Consider the following 18443-nt stretch of genomic DNA (forward strand, 5'->3'; position numbering starts at 1 on the left):
CACACAGAACTGGCACGGTTTTTTCTGTATCTTAGGGAATTCATACAATTAAGAACGACGGATGACGTAATGAAGATTTGACGGTATGAGGTCAGATTGTTTCGCTCCAGAAAAAAATCACATTATGAAGAAGAACTTTATCTTGGCACTTTTGGTTATTCTTGTTGCAGTAGCCTCATGTAGCTTTACCAATAAGTCTTTCGACAACGACGACAAGGATAAGCTTTTGCTGGATTTGATTACTTATGTTTTGGAAAGGGGCCACTATGAGCCCAAAGACATTAACGATAATTTTAGCTCCAATGTGTTCGATGATTTTATCGACATTGTGGATCCTACCAAAAGATATTTTCTCCAAAGCGATATCAGGGATTTTGAAAAGTATCGGTTCATGATAGATGACGAGATCAGGAACACCGATATTACTTTTTTCAATGCCGTATACCAACGCTTGATGTTGCGTATGGAAGAAGCAAAGGAAATTTACAAGGAAGTTTTGGCAGAACCCTTCGATTACACAGTTGATGAAACCATCAACATCGATTACGAGAACCAAGAGTTCGCCGCCAACAAAAAACAGCTCAAAGAGCGTTGGAGAAAGCAACTCAAGTACAACACCTTGAACGTTTTTGAAAACAAAATTGACAATAGAATCTCCGATGCGGACCAAGAAGCCAACGTGGACTCAGAGACGATATTGGCCTTCAACGATATTCCTGCTAATGTGGACAAGGTGACCACCGAGGAGGAAGCAAGGGAAGTGACCAAGAACACTTTGGACGAATTCTTCGACTTTGTGGACGATTTGGAGCGTAAGGATTGGTTTGTTCAGTATTTGAATACTATTGTGGAGGAGTTTGATCCCCATACGTTCTATTTTGCCCCAGAGGAAAAAGAACGATTTGACATTGGCATGTCCGGGAAGTTTGAAGGTATCGGCGCCCGACTTCAGAAAAAACCTGAAGGAGCTAAAATTGTCGAGATCATTTCTGGTGGACCCGTTTGGAGAGATCAGTCCCTTGAAGTGGGAGATGAGATCCTAAAAGTAGGCCAGCAAGGTGAAGAGCCCATCGATATTGTAGGGATGCGCCTTGACGATGCCATTAAATTGATCAAAGGCCCAAAAGGAACCAGAGTGGACCTTACCGTTAGAAAGGTGGACGGAACCATCCAAAAAGTGTCTATTACGAGAGATGTAGTGGAGTTGGAAGAGTCTTATGCAAAATCCGCCACTATTGATAGTGACGACCACAAATATGGATTGATCAACCTTCCTAAGTTCTATGTGGATTTTGAAGATTACACCGAACGCAATGCGGCTACCGATGTGGCCAAAGAGGTGGAAAGATTGAAAGAGGCAGGTGCCGAGGGCATCATCTTGGATCTAAGGGACAATGGTGGAGGATCTTTGAAAACCGTTGTGGAAATGGCCGGATTGTTCATCAAGGATGGACCAATTGTACAGGTGCGTTCCTCTGGACAACGTAAAGAAGTACATGAGGACAAGGACGAGCGTATCCAATGGGATGGTCCTTTGGTCATATTGGTAAATGAATTGTCCGCTTCCGCTTCCGAAATTATGGCAGCTGCCATGCAGGATTATAAGAGGGCCGTTATCATCGGCAGCAAACAGACTTTTGGTAAAGGAACCGTTCAAAATGTGATTCCTTTGGACAATATCGTGCGAAGCAATGATCAAGGTGATTTGGGGGCCATTAAATTGACGACCCAAAAATTCTACAGGATCAACGGAGGTTCCACACAGTTGGAAGGCGTGAAAAGCGATATCGTGATTCCGGACAAATACAGTTACATCGACCTTGGGGAGCGTGATCAGCAAAACCCTTTGGGTTGGGACAAGATCACTCCAGCCGATTATAAAATTTGGGATGGCTATATCGATTTTGAAACTGCCGTGGCAAACAGCAAAAAGCGCATGGAGAACAATCCTCAGATCAAGTTGATCGAGGAGAACGCCAAATGGATCAAGGAGCAGCAAGATGAGAATGTGATCTCCCTAAATTTTGATGCCTATGTGCAAAAAGCGGAAGAGGCCAAAAAGCAATCCGACAAGTTCAAGACCTTAAGGGATTATGATTCCAAACTGTCTTTTGGTTCTTTGAAATATGAGACGGAACTCTTTACACAAGATTCCGTACTCAGGGAAAAGAGGGACAGATGGCACAAGGATTTGGCCCGTGACATTTATGTGGAAGAGGCCGTGAACGTGCTAAAAGACCTTCACTTGAACAACATCAAGCAACAAGAAAGAAAATTGGCCAGCGTAAAAGGATAGCCGATTTCTCCAAATACCTAAAACCGACTCCAAAAGGGTCGGTTTTTTTATGGACATAAATTACATAATGTAAAAATCGTCGGATTCAATGGGCTTGGGCAAGTCGGTTTCGCCCAAAAGTTGTCGAAGGTTGATGTCAATGGTCCTTGCTATGGAGGTTACTGGAGTATCGGTTGGTTGATTTTCAAAAGGGTCTTGTAATCTAAAGGCGGCTTTTTCAAGAAAAAAGAAAACCATAGAGATAATGACCAAAATAAAAACCTCCAATACTACCACTAAACGAAGCGGTTCCGACATGGCCAGAAAAATAACGAATAGGTAAATGGCCAAGTGCAAGCCTTTACGGTAAGTGGTCGGGAACACCGTATTTTTGATGCGCTCACATTTCCCCATTGATGCAGTTAGTCGTGCCAAAGTTCCTTCCAGTTGTAGTCTGGAAAAGCCATCCAATTTTCCTTCGTCAAATTGTTTTTTAATGGAATCGGTCTGAAAATTGAGAATGCCCAAGGGGACATTTTTTTGCGATTGTAAATGTTCCAGTTCTGAATCCGAGATCAACCCGCCCAAATTTTTAAAGGGATCGATCTTTCTTAGAGATTGTCCCAAGGAGTAGCACCATGCAATTTGTCGATAAGCCATGCTCTTGATTACGGGATCGTCGGGTTCCACATACATTTTTAATTGTAAAACCAACGTACGGGAGTCGTTTACGATCTCTCCCCATACTTTGCGGGCTTCCCACCATCTGTCATAGGATTGGTTTACTTTAAAAGAAATCAAGATCGATATCGCAATACCCAATGTAGTTGCTATTGAAATTGGAATGTCAGGCAAAAAATCAGGAAAAAAAACAGGAAGAATATCTACCACTAATCCAATGAGCGTGACAATAAGTAAGGAGATTTTGATTTCATTAAAAATATATTTTAACGGAAATATCTGTTTGGTGATCATCACGAAAGCAACTTAAGGTACTGTATAAAAGTAATGACAATTCAATTGATGTTGGCCAAAACAGCTCCTTCAATTTTATTTAGTTTTGTGTGCTTAAAGATTATCGATGAAGAGAAAGACACTCTATGCCATTCTTTTTGCATTATGCTTGATCGGCTTTTGGCTGTTCGAAAATTTTTATACTCCGGCCACATATTCAAATCCCAATAGTTCGGGAGAGGATGTGGTTGAAATAGATTTTTTGCCTAGTTCCACCACGGGTGAGGTGGTGCATCACGAATTCTTTTCCCTTTCGTACAATGAACCTTATGAGCAGGCAGAATGGGTGGCCTATGAACTCAAAAAGAGCCAACTTACCTATGATGACAGAAAGCGTCCCTATTTTATCGAAGATCCCCTGGTCCGTACCAAATCCGCCGATTGGAGAAACTATCGGGGTTCCGGTTACGATCGCGGACATTTATGTCCGGCAGGGGACCGCCGCTTTTCAGAGTTTGCTTATAATGAGACTTTCTACACCAGCAATATAAGCCCGCAGGACAAGGATTTCAATGCAGGGGTATGGAACCGCCTTGAGCAACAAGTGCGTAGGTGGTGCAAAAAATATGGTGATTTGATTATTATCACAGGAGGTGTGCTCGAAGAGGGTCTAGAGGAAATCGGGGAAGAGGATGTGGATGTGCCCAGATACTTTTATAAGATTGTTCTTAAGGGTGATGGAAATGCTGCGAAAGTGTTGGCATTTTTGATGCCGGCCACTGAAAGCAATGCCCCATTGCAAAGTTTTTTGGTTCCAGTCCATACGCTGGAAGAAAGAACAGGAATAGATTTCTTTCAAAAACAACCCAAGGCTTGGCAAGAAGAAAGGGAACAAAACGTGGATGCTTCCGGATGGAAATTTTAGATGCCGTCCTTTAAACGGTTCGAGTCCAGTTTTAGGAAGATGAACAGCAGCATACTGAAAAAGATAAGTCCAGAGCCGCCATAACTAAAGAACGGTAGAGGAACTCCAATTGTAGGCAACAGCCCGATCACCATTCCAATATTGATGAAATAATGAAAGACCAACAGGGATATTACCCCATAACCGTACATGCGGCTGAAATCACTTTTTTGCCGTTCGGCGATGTGAATCAACCGTAAAAAGAAGAACGAAAATAGAAGGATCACCGTGGTAGTGCCCAAAAAGCCCCATTCTTCGCCCACAGAACTGAATATGTAATCGCTATGCTGCTCGGGTACGAAGTCCCCTTTGGTACGTGTGCCCTCCAAAAATCCCTTGCCAAAAAATCCACCGGACTCAATGGCCTTTTCGGACTGATAGGTGTTGTAGCCGATGGTCTTTCGGATTTCCTCCAGTTTCTTCTCATCTTTTTCCAAGCCCAACCAGAGCGCGAAGCGGTCCCTATGCCGTTGTTCAAATACTTTCTCGAACACAAAGTTTACCGATAGTGAGAATAAGGTAGAAACCACAATGACACCGATTACGGGGAGCACGGGAATTTTTAGCGTTGCTTTTTTGAACGTATATACCAAAAGGGCGAGGGTTATTAATCCAATGACCACCCACACGGTTCCGAACATCAAGGTAGTGGCAAATAATAATACAATGACCAATAGAATTCCGAGATAATATAGTGGGAAACCTTCCCTGAAAAGCACAAAAAACAATGAGAAATAGATGAGGGCGCTTCCTGGATCGGGTTGAGGTAAGATCAGCAGGGCGGGCAATAGTATAATCGTAAGGGCATATAGTTGATGTTTGCCGCTACGGATATCGGTTTGGATATCACTTAAAAATTTGGCCAAGGCCAATGCAGTGGTTACCTTGGCAAGCTCCGAAGGCTGAAAATTAAAAAAGCCCAGATCGTACCAAGAGGTGGCCCCTGCAATTTTTTTCCCAAAAACAAAAAGCCCCAAGAGCAAAACAATGGAAACCACGTAGAAAATAGAGGCAAACCGTTCAAAAAAACTGGACTCCACAAAAAGAACAAAAATGATTCCTAGAAAGGCCAATCCAATAAAAAAGAGCTGTTTCCCATATAGGGTGGAAAAATCAAAGATGGAAGTGGCCGTATCGCTCAGCGAAGTGGAATAAATATTGATCCATCCAATGAAGACCAACAAAACATAAAGGATTACCGTAATCCAATCTATCCTTCCAAAAGGGCCTTTACCACTCACGCTCGTTTATCTTGAAAGGTTCACCCGTATAAGGTTTGGCATATTCGTGTTCCAAGGTTTTTTCCAACATCCGTGTTTCCAAATCTTTCCGGGTTATTTCTCCCTTGATGTATTTTTCAATCAGAAGGGACGCAATATGACCTGCATAACGGGCACCGAAATAACCGTTTTCAATATATACGGCCAGTGCAATCTGTGGATTTTCAACAGGGGCAAAGGCAACAAAAACGGAGTGATCCGTGAGTTGCATACGTTCACCATCCACTCGGATATAATTTTCTACCGTACCTGTTTTTCCTGCAATATCAACACCTGGAATCTTGAGCCATTTGGCCGTTCCGTAATTGTATACATCTGCCATGCCATGAATGACCGGCTCAAAATATTTACGGTCTATGGTTGTATAATGGGGAGTTGTGAATTTGGGGTCGATGGCACCAGAATTTCCAACACTCTTTATGACATGAGGGGTATAAAAGTAACCGCGATTTGCAATAGCGGCTGTCATGTTGGCCAATTGAAGGGGAGTGGCGGCAACCTCACCTTGCCCAATAGAATTGGAAATGATCGTGGAGGCGGCCCATCTACCATCCCCGTACCATTTGTCATAATATTCCTTATCAGGAATTCTTCCCGGTGCACCAGTGGGAAGGTCAGTGCCCAAATAATCGCCAAGACCAAAACTTTTGATGTGTTTGTCCCATACGTCCATGCCTTCGTCCGTAGTGCTATATTTGTCGTATATTTTTCTGAAAACCCCCGCAAAATAGGCATTGCAGGATTGGTAAATTCCCGAGTTCAAATCACGGACACCACCTCCGCAGTGGCAGCCCCGTAATGTATTGCCCACGTAAAAGCCATGGTAACACCTGAACTTGGTGCTAGGATCTATCACACCTTCTTGAAGGGCTATAAGGGCATTCAATGTTTTAAAAGGTGACCCAGGCGAGGGTTGGGCCAAAATGGAACGGTCCCAAGTGGGTTTGGCAATGGTATCGTAATGGAGTTTGCTGTAGTTTTTGGAACGCTCCCTCCCCACTAAAAGGGCTGGATCGTAGGTAGGGCCCGAGATCATGGCCAGAATCTCCCCTGTTTTGGGTTCTATGGCCACAATACCACCTCTTTTGCCGTGCATCAATTTTTCCCCGTATTCCTGGAGTTCCTTGTCCAAGGTGATGTGGATTTCCTTGCCTTGTTTGGGCAGGGTATCCAGTTTTCCATTTTTGTATGGACCAATATCCCTGTTAAAACGATCTTTTTGGATGTGTTTTACTCCCTTTCGCCCACGGAGGATTTCCTCATACTCCATTTCAATGCCAGTGCGTCCCTTTAGTTCACCGGCAACGTAATAGGGATTGTTTTGCAGGTCCCCCTCGTTTACTTCACTGATATAGCCCAAAACATTGGCCGCACTATGGGTATTGTAATACCGGAGGGACCTTTTTTGGATGTAGAAGCCCACATAGTGACGCATTTTCTCCTGAAGTTTGGCATAATCTTCTTTGGATAACTGAGGAACCAAAACCGAAGGTAGCCTAGGGGAATATATTCTTGCCTTTTCCATTTTGCTCAGGAATTCCAACTTGTTGATTCCCAAAAGTTGACAAAATTCCACGGTATCCAGAGGCTTTACTTCTCGAGGGATGACCATGACATCATAGGCAGGTTGGTTCCCCACCATTAATTTACCATCCCGGTCATAGATATATCCCCGTTCCGGGTAGTCATAAATTTTTTTGATGGCAGGATCGTCCAATATTTGATCGGGCGAAAAACGAAACAATTGCAAATAGGATAATCTCCCAATAAAGGTGAACCCAATAATGACGACAACCGATGACAATAACAATTTTTTCATACTCGACCAGATTTGTAGACCCCTAGCCCTTTATATCCAACGACGCAGTTTCAAAATTATTCACTTTTAGGACTAAAAAGTGAGCTAAACAGTGTACAAAGTATTAAAGTTACGATACCTGTAGCAAAAACCTTTTTCAAAATTAAAAGGATATGGGCAATACTTAAAATTTCCAGTGAAAAGAATATCAAATGATGAACGAGTACCATCAAGGCCAAAAGGGTCACTCTTTGGATATTGGTGGTATTCTTGAAACTGAAATTCTGAAACTCGTAATTGACCCCAAAGCAGAATCGCATCAGCACCGGTCGCGCGTACGCAATGGTTAAGGAAGCCAAGGCATTCAGTGCCATGGTATCGGAAAAAATATCGATGATAAAGCCCAGCAAGAAAGCAATGACCATAAAAAGGGCGCGGTTGCCTTTAATGGGATACCAGTAGAAAAATATCACGTAGACCATCGGGTTGATGAACCCCATAAAATTCAGGTTGTTGAAAATCAGGACCTGGGTCAGGATCAATAACACAAAACGGAAAATATTTATAAAGATCGTGTTATTCATTCAGGGTCCTATTCTCTAATTCTTCGATTTCTTTCTTGTTCCGGTTCTCTATTAAATATACATTCTTGATGTTGGCCATATCGTTGAACAGTTCCACATCAATATTGTAAAAGCTTCGCGAGGCGTTAAGATCATATTTTTTGATGATGCCGATAGGAATGTTCTCCGGAAATATGCTAGACATACCTCCCGTAACAATAGTATCGCCAACAACCAGCGGGACCAGTCTGGGGATGTCTACCAATTGGGCTGTGGTATAGTCCTCGGTATCCCATATTAGGGAACCAAAGTAGTTGGTACCTTTTATCTTGGCATTGATGTTCGATTTGGTATTGAGCACACTCTGTACCGTGGAAAAATTGTTCGATACATTTTCGATGATACCCAAAATACCTTTGGTGGTGATGACGCCCATATCTTGCTTTACTCCATCATTACGGCCCTTGTCTATGGTTAGATAGTTTCGAGGCGATGAAAAACTGTTCTTGATGAGTTTGGCACTCAAAACCCCATATTCCACATAAGTGGAATCCAGACTTGGGATGGTATCAAATTGGGTGTTGAAAAGCATTCTTCGCAAGCGCTCATTTTCTTGTACCAACCTTTGGTTTTCTTCACGGAGGCCAAAGTAGGACGAGATATCCGCACCCATTCCATAAATACTACCGGACAACCACTTAGAGGAATTGAAGAATTTGGATTGATGATAGGAATGCGACCGAACGGTCATCACCAACGAAATGAGCGCAAGAAAACTATAAAGAAAAGCATTTCTATAGCGTAAAATAAAGTTGATGATGCGTTGCATGCAATCGTATCGTTAAGTAAGGTTTGAATACCTATAAAATAACAGAACTGTCCAAAAAGACAGGACTATTTTATTAAAATACTTTTATAGCGCTCCAAGTTTTTCAGGGCGATTCCCGTACCACGTACTACAGCTCTCAATGGGTCTTCGGCAATATAAACGGGAAGATCCGTTTTTTGGGAGAGCCTTCTGTCCAACCCTCTTAGCATGGAACCTCCTCCGGCCAAATAGATACCGGTGTTATAAATATCCGCAGCCAATTCAGGTGGGGTTTGTGATAAGGTTTCCATCACGGCATCCTCAACCCTTAAAATACTCTTATCGAGTGCTTTGGCAATTTCTCGGTAAGAAACCTGTACCTGTTTGGGCTTACCGGTGAGCAAGTCACGCCCTTGGATACTTTTGTCATCAGGTGGGGATTTCAGGTCTTCCGTGGCGGAACCGATTTCAATTTTTATGGCCTCGGCAGTCGTTTCACCTACATATAGGTTGTGTTGCGTACGCATGTAATAGATGATGTCGTTCGTGAAAACGTCACCTGCAATTTTCACCGATTTGTCGCATACGATACCTCCTAGGGCAATTACGGCAATCTCCGTAGTTCCTCCACCGATATCCACGATCATGTTCCCTTTGGGCTGCATAATGTCCAACCCGATACCAATGGCAGCGGCCATGGGCTCGTGGATCAAATAGACCTCCTTGCCGTTTACCCTTTCCGCGGATTCACGAACCGCGCGCATTTCCACTTCGGTAATGCCGGATGGGATACAGATAACCATACGAAGGGCAGGAGGGAACCATTTTTTCTTCAGGGCCGGGATGTTCTTGATGAACATATTGATCATCTTTTCCGAAGCATCAAAGTCGGCGATAACCCCGTCCTTTAACGGTCGTATGGTCTTGATGTTTTCATGGGTCTTCCCCTGCATCATATTGGCTTCGCGGCCTACAGCGATTATTTTTCCTGACACACGGTCCCTTGCCACAATGGAAGGACTGTCCACTACCACTTTGTCCAAGTGGATGATCAGGGTGTTTGCAGTACCAAGGTCAATGGCTATTTCCTCGGTCATGAAATCAAAAAATCCCATACAAAAGCGTCTATTTTCGGATTAACGGTAAAAATTATCGGCTAAAGTACTAAAATTAATGTTTAAAATGTCTAGTACCTGTCATCACCATGGCCATTCCGTTTTCATTGCAATAATCAATGCTCAATTGGTCCTTGATGGACCCCCCAGGTTGGATCACACTTTTAATACCCGCATTGTCCGCAATCTCCACACAATCAGGGAATGGGAAGAAGGCATCACTGGCCATAACGGCACCATTCAGATCAAAATTGAAGGATTGTGCCTTATGGATGGCTTGGTTCAAGGCATCCACCCTTGAAGTCTGTCCGGTTCCACTGGCACACAACTGTTTGTTTTTGGCCAATACAATGGTGTTGCTCTTGGTGTGTTTGCATAATTTGGAAGCGAACAATAGGTCTTCGATTTCTTCAGCGGTCGGTTTTTTATCCGTTACTGGGGTCAAGTCTTTCTTGGTATCAGTTTTGGAATCCTTGTCTTGAACCAAAACACCGTTCAAACAAGTTCTTATCAAAGTTTCTGGCAATTCAATCTCATTTTGAATCAAAATGATTCGGTTCTTTTTGCCTTTCAAAATTTCCAATGCCTCGTCGGAATAACTGGGAGCGATGACCACTTCACAGAAAAGGTCGTGGATTTCTTCCGCAGTAGGCTTATCAATTTCAACATTGGAAATCAAAATACCTCCAAATGCGGAAACAGGGTCACCGGCCAAAGCATCTACATAAGCTTGTTTGATAGTGCTTCGCGTAGCCAAACCACACGCATTGTTGTGTTTTAGGATGGCGAAGGTAGGATCGTCATTTTTGAATTCTCCAATAAGGTTAACGGCGGCATCCACATCCAAAAGATTGTTGTAAGAGAGCTCCTTACCGTGCAATTTGGTGAACATGGCCTCAAAATCACCGAAGAAATACCCTTTCTGGTGTGGGTTTTCACCATATCGCAACACTTGGCCTTTGGTCTCGCTGATTTTTAACGCCGCTTCTTCTTTGTCCTTGTTGAAATAGTTGAAAATAGCAGTATCGTAATGGGAGGAAACATTGAATGCCTTGGTGGCAAATCGCTTGCGCTCTTCCAACGTTGTGGAACCGTTTCCGTTGGAAATGATTTCCAAAAATTCTGCGTAATCTTCCATGGAAGACACACAAAGTACATCCTTAAAGTTTTTAGCGGCTGCCCTAATCAAGGAAATACCACCGATATCTATTTTTTCGATGATGTCCTGCTCCGAAGCACCGCTGGCCACTGTTTTTTCGAATGGGTAAAGGTCCACAATCACAATGTCCAATTGTGGAATATCGAATTCCTTCATTTGGGCCACATCACTCTCATTGTCCTGTCTGTTCAAAATCCCACCAAAAACTTTGGGGTGAAGGGTCTTCACACGTCCGCCCAAAATGGAAGGGTAGCTGGTCACGTCTTCAACAGGAACCACATCGATACCCAAATCACGGATAAAGGATTCGGTTCCCCCTGTAGAATAAAGGGTTACATCAAGTTGGTCCAGTTTTTTTACGATGGGTTCCAGACCATCTTTATGGAATACGGAAATCAATGCAGCGGAGGCTTTTTTGGCAGTCATCTTCTGTGTCTTAGAATCAATTTATTAAGCGCACAAAATTACCCCTTTTGTCACGAAAAAGAAGAACGGTTTATCAACAAAATTGTAGAAGTTTTACAGAATTTTGGACACCTCGCGGTTCACGAATTCCAAAAAGCGTTCATCGGCTTCCGTGAATGGGTCTGGGGTGTTGGAATCAATATCGATTTGACCCACATTTTCACCATTAACAAAAAGGGGCACCACAATTTCCGCTTTAACGGTAATGCTGCAGGCGATATAATTGTCTTGGGCAGCTACATCGGGTACCACAAAATTTTGGTTGCTCACGGCCACCTGCCCACAGATACCCTTACCAAAGGGAATAATGGTATGATCGGTTGGTGCTCCGGCGTAAGGCCCCAATTTCAATTCTTCTTTGTCACCATTTTTGAAGTAAAACCCTACCCAATCATAATAGTTCACATGGCTGCGCAACAATTCGCAGATTTCGCCCAAACGGGTTTCAACAGATTGGGATTTGTTGGCAAGGATTTTTAGTACTTCGGGTTCCAAAGATGTAAGCATGGGATTCTTTTTTTGCAAATGTATTGAATTGGGATTTTGTTCGACAAATGATTTGTGAATTACATGGTTGCAGCATAAACTTCTGTTAAGCAAAGCAATAAATGTTAATATTTTGTAGTTTTGTAGTCAGATGAAGCAGATTTTCTATCAATTCCTATCCTCCCTTATGGCCATTTTAGTGCTGGCCTCTACCGTTTCCTGGACGGTGGACAAGCATATTTGTATGGGCCGGGTGATGGATGTTGCCTTGTTTTCCCATGCGGATGACTGTGGTATGGCAAAGGATATGGAAAAATCCTGTTGTGATGATGAATCCTTCACGGTGAAAGGTCAACATGACCTAAAAATCACTTTCCATGATTTTAGTCTGGACCAACAGTTCTTCATTGTAAGCTTTGTATATACCTATTTTCATTTTATTGAAGTAGACGAGAAGGAACCCAATCATTTTAGTGAGTACAACCCACCACCTTTAATACGGGATGTACAGGTTCTGGACCAGACTTTCCTTATTTGATTTAACATAGATTGATTCAATCCCGATCCTTTTGGTCGGGCTAGTGCGTTTATGCATTTTTTTCACTCGATCTATTGTCTAAATCAAATTTTTATGCTGAACAAAAGCATCAAATTTCTAATCGAAAACAAGCTGGTTGCCATTTTGTTGCTCGTGCTCTTTTTGGGCTGGGGAACCGTGAATACCCCTTTCCATTGGGAAACCGGTTTTTTGCCGAGTGATCCCGTTGCGGTAGATGCCATTCCGGATATTGGCGAAAACCAGCAAATCGTTTTCACCAAATGGCCAGGCCGTTCACCCCAAGATATAGAGGACCAGATTACTTATCCTTTGGCCACCTCCTTGTTGGGGATTCCCGGAGTTAAAACCATCAGGAGTTCGTCCATGTTCGGGTTTTCGAGTATCTATATCATTTTTGATGAAGAGGTGGAATTCTATTGGAGCCGAAGTCGCATCCTGGAGAAACTGAATTCACTTCCCAATAACCTGTTGCCCGATGGCGTAAACCCTGCTTTGGGCCCTGACGCCACAGCTTTGGGACAAATATTTTGGTATACATTGGAAGGCCGCGATAAGGACGGAAATGTAACGGGGGGTTGGGACCTTCAAGAATTGCGTAGCGTTCAGGATTACTATGTAAAATACGCACTTTCCTCAGCTTCTGGGGTTTCCGAAGTGGCATCAATAGGTGGATTTGTACAGGAATATCAGGTGGATGTGGACCCCGAGTTGATGAAACAGTATAAAGTGGGATTGGATCAAGTGGTAAAGGCCGTAAAGCAAAGCAATCGCGACATTGGCGCCCAAACCCTTGAAATCAACAAAGCGGAATATTTGGTGAGAGGACTGGGCTACATCAAGTCTTTGGATGACATCAAGAACGCTGTGGTTACAGCCACCGATTATACAGCCATTCGTGTGAAGGATGTGGCCCATGTTTCACTTGGTCCAGCAGTGCGAAGAGGTATTTTGGACAAGGAAGGTGCCGAAGTGGCCGGTGGGGTAGTGGTTGCCCGATATGGAGCAAATCCATTGGAGGTCATCGACAATGTGAAGGAAAAGATCAAGGAACTGAGTGCTGGGTTGCCTTCCAAACAGTTGAAAGATGGAACTACCTCCCAATTGACCATTGTACCCTTTTATGATCGTACGGAACTCATCCAAGAAACCTTGGGTACTTTGAACGAAGCCCTCACCCTGGAAATTCTGATTACCATTTTGGTAATCGTGGTCATGGTGTTCAATCTGCGGGCATCGGTATTGATTTCAGGACTCTTGCCCGTAGCGGTGCTTATGGTCTTTATTGCCATGAAGTATTTTGGGGTCGATGCCAACATCGTGGCGCTATCCGGAATTGCCATTGCCATTGGAACCATGGTGGATGTGGGTGTGATCTTGTCCGAAAACATCATTCGGCACATGGATGAGAACGAAGATAATTTATCCATTAACGAGGTGGTCTACAATGCCACTTCCGAGGTTTCAGGAGCCATTGTAACCGCTGTACTCACCACCATCATCAGTTTTATACCTGTTTTTACGATGGTGGGTGCAGAGGGGAAACTGTTCCGACCACTTGCCTTTACCAAGACTATGGCGTTAATGGCATCCATCATTGTGGCCCTCTTTCTCATACCTCCATTTGCTGCCATGATTTTCAGGAAGAGCAACCGTAAATCCATTTTTAAACAAATATGGAACGGTTTGCTGATTGCCTTGGGGTTGATGGCTATCATTTTTGGGTATTGGCTGGGATTGGTGTTGATTGCATTTGGGGTTTCTGGGATTTTGATGTTGAAGGATGTTATCAACAGAAAACAATGGAACATGCTCAATGTTGGCATCAGTATTGCCACCATTGTCTCTCTTTTGGCTACCTATTGGAGACCTTTGGGCTTTGACAGGAGCATTGCCATCAACCTGATTTTTGTAGCATTGATTTGTGGTGTGCTCTTGGGTGGTTTTTACCTTTTCAGAAGGTATTACAGCCACATTTTAACGTGGGCCTTGGAAAACAAGTTGGTGTTTCTTTCTATTCCTACGGTCATCGTGGTTTTCGGTGTTATGATCATGCGCAAAACGGGTCAGGAATTTATGCCCTCACTCAATGAAGGCTCTTTTTTGTTGATGCCCACATCATTGCCCCATGCGGGAGTGGAAGAAAACAAGCGGGTATTGCAACAATTGGATATGGCCGTGGCTACCATCCCCGAAATTGAAATGGTTGTGGGTAAATCGGGAAGGACCGAGTCCGCATTGGATCCCGCCCCACTTTCCATGTATGAAAATATTATTCAATACCGATCAGAATACCAGAAGAACGAAATGGGCAGTCCACAGCGATTTAAGGTGAACAAGGATGGATACTTCGAACTAAAAAATGGCAAGTTTGCCGCCAATCCAAATTTGGAAGTAACCCAAGAAGAAAAGTATAAGGATTCCCATGTAGCGGAACCACTCAAAATCGATAGGGCACTTTTGATCCCTGATGCCGATGGGGAATACTTTAGGAACTGGCGACCTGAAATCAAGAGTCCGGATGATATCTGGAATGAAATAGTACGGGTTACCAAGTTGCCGGGAGTGACCTCTGCGCCAAAGCTACAACCCATTGAAACCCGCTTGGTCATGCTTCAAACGGGAATGCGGGCACCCATGGGAATCAAAGTTAAAGGGCAAGATTTAAAGGAAATCGAAAATTTTGGCCTTCAATTGGAACCCATATTGAAGGAAGCACAAGGGGTAAAGGATGAAGCCGTTTTTGCCGACCGTATTGTGGGAAAACCTTATTTGATGATCGATATTGATCGTGAAAAATTGGTGCGCTACGGATTGGTCATCGAAGATGTACAACAGGTGCTTGAAGTGGCCCTTGGCGGCATGGCACTGACACAAACTGTGGAGGGCAGGGAACGTTATGGAATCCGTGTCCGTTACCCAAGGGAATTGCGGGAGAATCCTACCGATATTGGGAACATCTATGTGCCCGTGACCAAAGGAAATCCGGTTCCTTTGAGTGAATTGGTGATGATTAAATACGAACAGGGACCTCAGGTCATTAAAAGCGAGGATACCTTTTTGGTAGGCTACGTTCTATTTGACAAGCAAGATGGTTTTGCCGAAGTGGATGTGGTCGAAAATGCCCAGGCCAAAATTCTTGAGAAAATTGAAAATGGCGAATTGGTGGTTCCTAAAGGAATCAGTTATAAGTTTACCGGCACCTACGAAAACCAATTGAGAGCCAAGAAAACCTTATCGGTTGTGGTACCGTTGGCCTTGTTGATCATCTTCCTTATCCTGTATTTTCAGTTTAGATCGGTGGCCACATCGCTGATGGTTTTTTCAGGAATTGCTGTGGCCTTTGCAGGTGGTTTCATGATGATTTGGCTTTACGGACAGGATTGGTTCCTGAACTTCAGCTTTATGGGAGAAAATATTAGGGACCTTTTCCAAATGCACACCATCAATTTAAGTGTGGCCGTTTGGGTAGGGTTTATAGCCCTTTTTGGTATTGCCACGGATGACGGGGTAGTCATGGCCACGTATCTGACCCAAACCTTTGATAAGAACAGTCCTGAAACGTTAAAAGGCATTCGGGCCTCCGTCCTTGAAGCGGGGGAAAAACGAATCAGACCTTGTTTGATGACGACGGCAACCACCATTTTGGCACTTCTACCCGTTTTGACAAGTACCGGTAGGGGAAGCGATATCATGATCCCCATGGCCATCCCAAGTTTTGGGGGCATGTTGATCGCATTGATCACCCTTTTTGTAGTGCCGGTATTATATAGTTGGAAAAGAGAAATGCAACTTAAAATGCAAAGTCGATGAAAAAGAAACTCCTATTCCTTTTGATAGCAGTATTGGCCTTTAGTGCCAAAGCCCAGACGCTTGAATCCTATTTACAAGAGGCGGAAGAGAATAGCCCTGTGGTCCAGGCGATGGAACTTCGATACAACATTGCAGAGGAAAAAGTGAACGAAGTGAACACGCTGCCCAATACCACCTTTGGGGCAGGTTATTTTGTAAGCGAACCCGAAACCCGAGTTGGGGCACAAAGGGCCCGTTTTTCGGTTTCCCAAATGCTTCCTTGGTTCGGGACCATAACGGCACGTGAAAACTATGCCGGTTCCATGGCGGATGCCGAATACACCGAAATTGTGATAGCCAAACGCAAATTGGCACTGTCATTGGCCCAATCCTATTATGTGTTGTACGGCATTCAGGCGAAAAAAACAGTGCTTGAGGAAAACATTGCCCTATTGAAGACCTATGAAAAATTGGCACTTACTTCGGTTGAGGTTGGGAAAGCTTCGGCAGTGGATGTGCTGAAACTGCAGATACGCCAAAACGAACTTCAACAACAACGTCAAATTTTGGATCAACAATACCTAGCGGAACAAGCGGTATTCAACAATTTGCTCAACCGTGACGAAAGTATCGGTGTGGAAGTGGTGGAAGAAATGCAGATACCGTCCGAAGACCCTATTTTGGGGAAGGAAGGGTTGTCCATGAACCCCGAACTGCTCAAGTATGACCAACTGTTTGAATCAGTGGCCCAATCAGAATTGGTCAACCAAAAGGAAAATGCCCCGAGTTTTGGAATCGGGTTGGACTATATTCCGGTTTCGGAACGCACGGATATGATGGTCAGCGAAAATGGGAAGGATATTTTGATGCCGATGGTCACCTTATCCATTCCTATTTTTAACAACAAATTCAAATCGGTGACCAAGCAGAACCAATTGCGTCAAAAGGAAATCGAATTGCGGAAGGAAGAACGGTTGAATGTCTTGGAGAACACCTATGCCAAGGCCGTTTCCCAGCGAAATGAGGCAAGAATTGCTTTTGAGGCCCAATCCAAAAACTTGGAACAGGCCAAGGATGCAGAAGAAATCTTGATTAAAAACTATGAGACGGGCACCATTAATTTCAATGATGTGCTGGACATTCAAGAACTACAATTAAAGTTCCAGACCAATCAAATTCAATCTACGCAGCTGTACTATATACAGTCTGCCATCATCAATTATCTAATTAACAAGTAAATTTATATATCACATGAGAACAAACATCAGAACAGTTATCGGAATTGCATTTGCATCAGTATTGGTACTTACCGTATCATGCAAAGGAAAAACTGCAGAGAGCAACGAGGCTGCAACAGAAGAGACCATGGACCACAACATGGACCACAAGGATCATGACATGGACAGCATGGACCATAAAGACCACAACATGGGAGAAATGGAGACTGCGGACAAGCAAGGCAAGGAATACACCTCCAAATATGTTTGCCCTATGCATTGTGAAGGCAGTGGTAGTGATGTTGAAGGAAAATGTCCCGTTTGTGGTATGACCTACGTTTTAAACGAGGATTACAAAGAGCCGCAGACTGAAAATTAAATGACCTTTTGGTCCCATAAGCCCTAGGTGATGCGCATAAAGGTCAAAAATATGGTATGTGACAGATGTAAAAGTGTTCTGAAAAATGATTTTCAGAAGGCTGGAATTGTGGTGGAGCAAATGGATCTGGGAGAAATCCTATTTGCAGATGGGACCGAAGACAAGAAGGAGCGTATTCGGGAGATTCTGAATCAAAATGGCTTTGAATGGATAGCCGATTTGAATGAAACCATAATAGTGGATATCAAGAAATATCTTTTAGAAGCTATAGAAAATGGCCTTTCTCAGAATCTCTCGACATACCTGTCTCAAAAAATGAACAAAGAGTATTCGGTAATCAGTAAAATTTTTAGCGCGAAAGAAGGGCTGACTATTGAAAAGTATTTTATCCTTCTGAAGATGGAAAAAGTGAAGGAGGAAATCCAGATGGACAACAAAACATTTTCAGAAATTGCCTATGACCTGAACTATAAAAGTAGCAGTCATTTGGCAAAACAGTTCAAAGCAATCACTGGAATGTCCATGACAGAATATAGAAATATACAGGATTGGGATAGGAGATCGTTGGATCAAATTGTATAAAAGAAACCCAAAATTGTAAAAGACCTCTGAATGTCGATCCTTTAGTTTTG

15 protein-coding genes are annotated in these 18443 nt (G+C 43.4%); 7 read left to right on the forward strand and 8 right to left on the reverse strand.

What is annotated here, in order from left to right:
* The first annotated feature begins 124 nt into the window (after nucleotides 1-124).
* Nucleotides 125-2296, forward strand: a complete 2172-nt coding sequence (locus D2V05_RS12110; RefSeq protein ID WP_119648007.1) for a carboxy terminal-processing peptidase — start codon at nucleotides 125-127, stop codon at nucleotides 2294-2296.
* Between the two features lie 60 nt (nucleotides 2297-2356).
* Here the strand turns inward: D2V05_RS12110 and D2V05_RS12115 are convergent, their stop codons facing one another.
* Nucleotides 2357-3250: a bestrophin family protein gene (locus tag D2V05_RS12115; RefSeq protein ID WP_119647906.1), complete on the reverse strand. Its 894-nt coding sequence runs from the start codon at nucleotides 3248-3250 to the stop codon at nucleotides 2357-2359.
* A 106-nt stretch (nucleotides 3251-3356) separates the two neighbouring features.
* On the opposite strand from D2V05_RS12115, the gene D2V05_RS12120 reads away from it, so the two are divergent.
* The gene (locus D2V05_RS12120) at nucleotides 3357-4154 is read left to right on the forward strand and encodes a DNA/RNA non-specific endonuclease (protein WP_119647907.1); all 798 of its coding nucleotides are present in this window, start codon (nucleotides 3357-3359) and stop codon (nucleotides 4152-4154) included.
* On the opposite strand, the gene rodA is transcribed toward D2V05_RS12120, so the two are convergent.
* From rodA to D2V05_RS12155, 7 genes are all read right to left on the reverse strand, one after another.
* Nucleotides 4151-5434: a rod shape-determining protein RodA gene (rodA, locus tag D2V05_RS12125; RefSeq protein ID WP_119640112.1), complete on the reverse strand. Its 1284-nt coding sequence runs from the start codon at nucleotides 5432-5434 to the stop codon at nucleotides 4151-4153. The genes D2V05_RS12120 and rodA overlap by 4 nt on opposite strands.
* Nucleotides 5424-7292 carry a peptidoglycan D,D-transpeptidase FtsI family protein gene (locus D2V05_RS12130; RefSeq protein ID WP_119647908.1) on the reverse strand — a complete coding sequence of 623 codons (1869 nt, stop codon included), beginning with the start codon at nucleotides 7290-7292 and terminating at the stop codon, nucleotides 5424-5426. The genes rodA and D2V05_RS12130 overlap by 11 nt, the downstream gene beginning before the upstream one ends.
* Before the next feature lie 56 nt (nucleotides 7293-7348).
* The gene (locus D2V05_RS12135) at nucleotides 7349-7855 is read right to left on the reverse strand and encodes a rod shape-determining protein MreD (protein ID WP_119647909.1); all 507 of its coding nucleotides are present in this window, start codon (nucleotides 7853-7855) and stop codon (nucleotides 7349-7351) included.
* Nucleotides 7848-8663 (reverse strand): rod shape-determining protein MreC, encoded by an 816-nt coding sequence (mreC, locus tag D2V05_RS12140; RefSeq protein WP_119647910.1) that lies wholly within the window; start codon nucleotides 8661-8663, stop codon nucleotides 7848-7850. The genes D2V05_RS12135 and mreC overlap by 8 nt, the downstream gene beginning before the upstream one ends.
* Nucleotides 8664-8728: 65 nt before the next feature.
* Nucleotides 8729-9757 carry a rod shape-determining protein gene (locus D2V05_RS12145; RefSeq protein WP_090291622.1) on the reverse strand — a complete coding sequence of 343 codons (1029 nt, stop codon included), beginning with the start codon at nucleotides 9755-9757 and terminating at the stop codon, nucleotides 8729-8731.
* Between the two features lie 55 nt (nucleotides 9758-9812).
* Nucleotides 9813-11342, reverse strand: coding sequence for a bifunctional phosphoribosylaminoimidazolecarboxamide formyltransferase/IMP cyclohydrolase (gene purH / locus D2V05_RS12150; RefSeq protein ID WP_119647911.1), 1530 nt, complete (start codon nucleotides 11340-11342; stop codon nucleotides 9813-9815).
* 93 nt (nucleotides 11343-11435) lie between these two features.
* On the reverse strand, nucleotides 11436-11888 hold the full coding sequence (locus tag D2V05_RS12155) for a GAF domain-containing protein (protein WP_119648008.1): 453 nt from the start codon (nucleotides 11886-11888) through the stop codon (nucleotides 11436-11438).
* A gap of 130 nt (nucleotides 11889-12018) precedes the next feature.
* Between D2V05_RS12155 and D2V05_RS12160 the strand changes: the two genes are divergently transcribed.
* The 5 genes from D2V05_RS12160 to D2V05_RS12180 all read left to right on the forward strand — a co-directional run bounded on the left by D2V05_RS12160 (nucleotide 12019) and on the right by D2V05_RS12180 (nucleotide 18393).
* Complete coding sequence (locus D2V05_RS12160; protein WP_235855449.1) at nucleotides 12019-12405, forward strand: HYC_CC_PP family protein; 387 nt, start codon at nucleotides 12019-12021, stop codon at nucleotides 12403-12405.
* 93 nt (nucleotides 12406-12498) lie between these two features.
* On the forward strand, nucleotides 12499-16236 hold the full coding sequence (locus D2V05_RS12165) for an efflux RND transporter permease subunit (RefSeq protein WP_119647912.1): 3738 nt from the start codon (nucleotides 12499-12501) through the stop codon (nucleotides 16234-16236).
* Complete coding sequence (locus D2V05_RS12170; RefSeq protein WP_119647913.1) at nucleotides 16233-17453, forward strand: TolC family protein; 1221 nt, start codon at nucleotides 16233-16235, stop codon at nucleotides 17451-17453. Before D2V05_RS12165 ends, D2V05_RS12170 begins: the two co-directional genes overlap by 4 nt.
* A 13-nt stretch (nucleotides 17454-17466) precedes the next feature.
* On the forward strand, nucleotides 17467-17811 hold the full coding sequence (locus D2V05_RS12175; RefSeq protein ID WP_119647914.1) for a heavy metal-binding domain-containing protein: 345 nt from the start codon (nucleotides 17467-17469) through the stop codon (nucleotides 17809-17811).
* A 51-nt stretch (nucleotides 17812-17862) separates the two neighbouring features.
* A complete protein-coding gene (locus D2V05_RS12180) occupies nucleotides 17863-18393 on the forward strand; it encodes a helix-turn-helix domain-containing protein (protein ID WP_235855450.1) in 531 nt (176 codons plus the stop codon).
* Nucleotides 18394-18443 lie beyond the last annotated feature (50 nt).

The sequence above is a fragment of the Flagellimonas pelagia genome (assembly GCF_003584135.1).
Classification (GTDB): Bacteria; Bacteroidota; Bacteroidia; order Flavobacteriales; family Flavobacteriaceae; genus Flagellimonas; species Flagellimonas pelagia.

Coding starts and splice junctions, on each gene's coding strand:
- D2V05_RS12110 (WP_119648007.1), top strand. CDS start 125: ATGAAGAAGAACTTTATCTTGGCACTTTTGGTTATTCTTGTTGCAGTA.
- D2V05_RS12115 (WP_119647906.1), bottom strand. CDS start 3,250: ATGATCACCAAACAGATATTTCCGTTAAAATATATTTTTAATGAAATC.
- D2V05_RS12120 (WP_119647907.1), top strand. CDS start 3,357: ATGAAGAGAAAGACACTCTATGCCATTCTTTTTGCATTATGCTTGATC.
- D2V05_RS12130 (WP_119647908.1), bottom strand. CDS start 7,292: ATGAAAAAATTGTTATTGTCATCGGTTGTCGTCATTATTGGGTTCACC.
- D2V05_RS12135 (WP_119647909.1), bottom strand. CDS start 7,855: ATGAATAACACGATCTTTATAAATATTTTCCGTTTTGTGTTATTGATC.
- mreC (WP_119647910.1), bottom strand. CDS start 8,663: ATGCAACGCATCATCAACTTTATTTTACGCTATAGAAATGCTTTTCTT.
- D2V05_RS12145 (WP_090291622.1), bottom strand. CDS start 9,757: ATGGGATTTTTTGATTTCATGACCGAGGAAATAGCCATTGACCTTGGT.
- purH (WP_119647911.1), bottom strand. CDS start 11,342: ATGACTGCCAAAAAAGCCTCCGCTGCATTGATTTCCGTATTCCATAAA.
- D2V05_RS12155 (WP_119648008.1), bottom strand. CDS start 11,888: ATGCTTACATCTTTGGAACCCGAAGTACTAAAAATCCTTGCCAACAAA.
- D2V05_RS12160 (WP_235855449.1), top strand. CDS start 12,019: ATGAAGCAGATTTTCTATCAATTCCTATCCTCCCTTATGGCCATTTTA.
- D2V05_RS12165 (WP_119647912.1), top strand. CDS start 12,499: ATGCTGAACAAAAGCATCAAATTTCTAATCGAAAACAAGCTGGTTGCC.
- D2V05_RS12170 (WP_119647913.1), top strand. CDS start 16,233: ATGAAAAAGAAACTCCTATTCCTTTTGATAGCAGTATTGGCCTTTAGT.
- D2V05_RS12175 (WP_119647914.1), top strand. CDS start 17,467: ATGAGAACAAACATCAGAACAGTTATCGGAATTGCATTTGCATCAGTA.
- D2V05_RS12180 (WP_235855450.1), top strand. CDS start 17,863: ATGGTATGTGACAGATGTAAAAGTGTTCTGAAAAATGATTTTCAGAAG.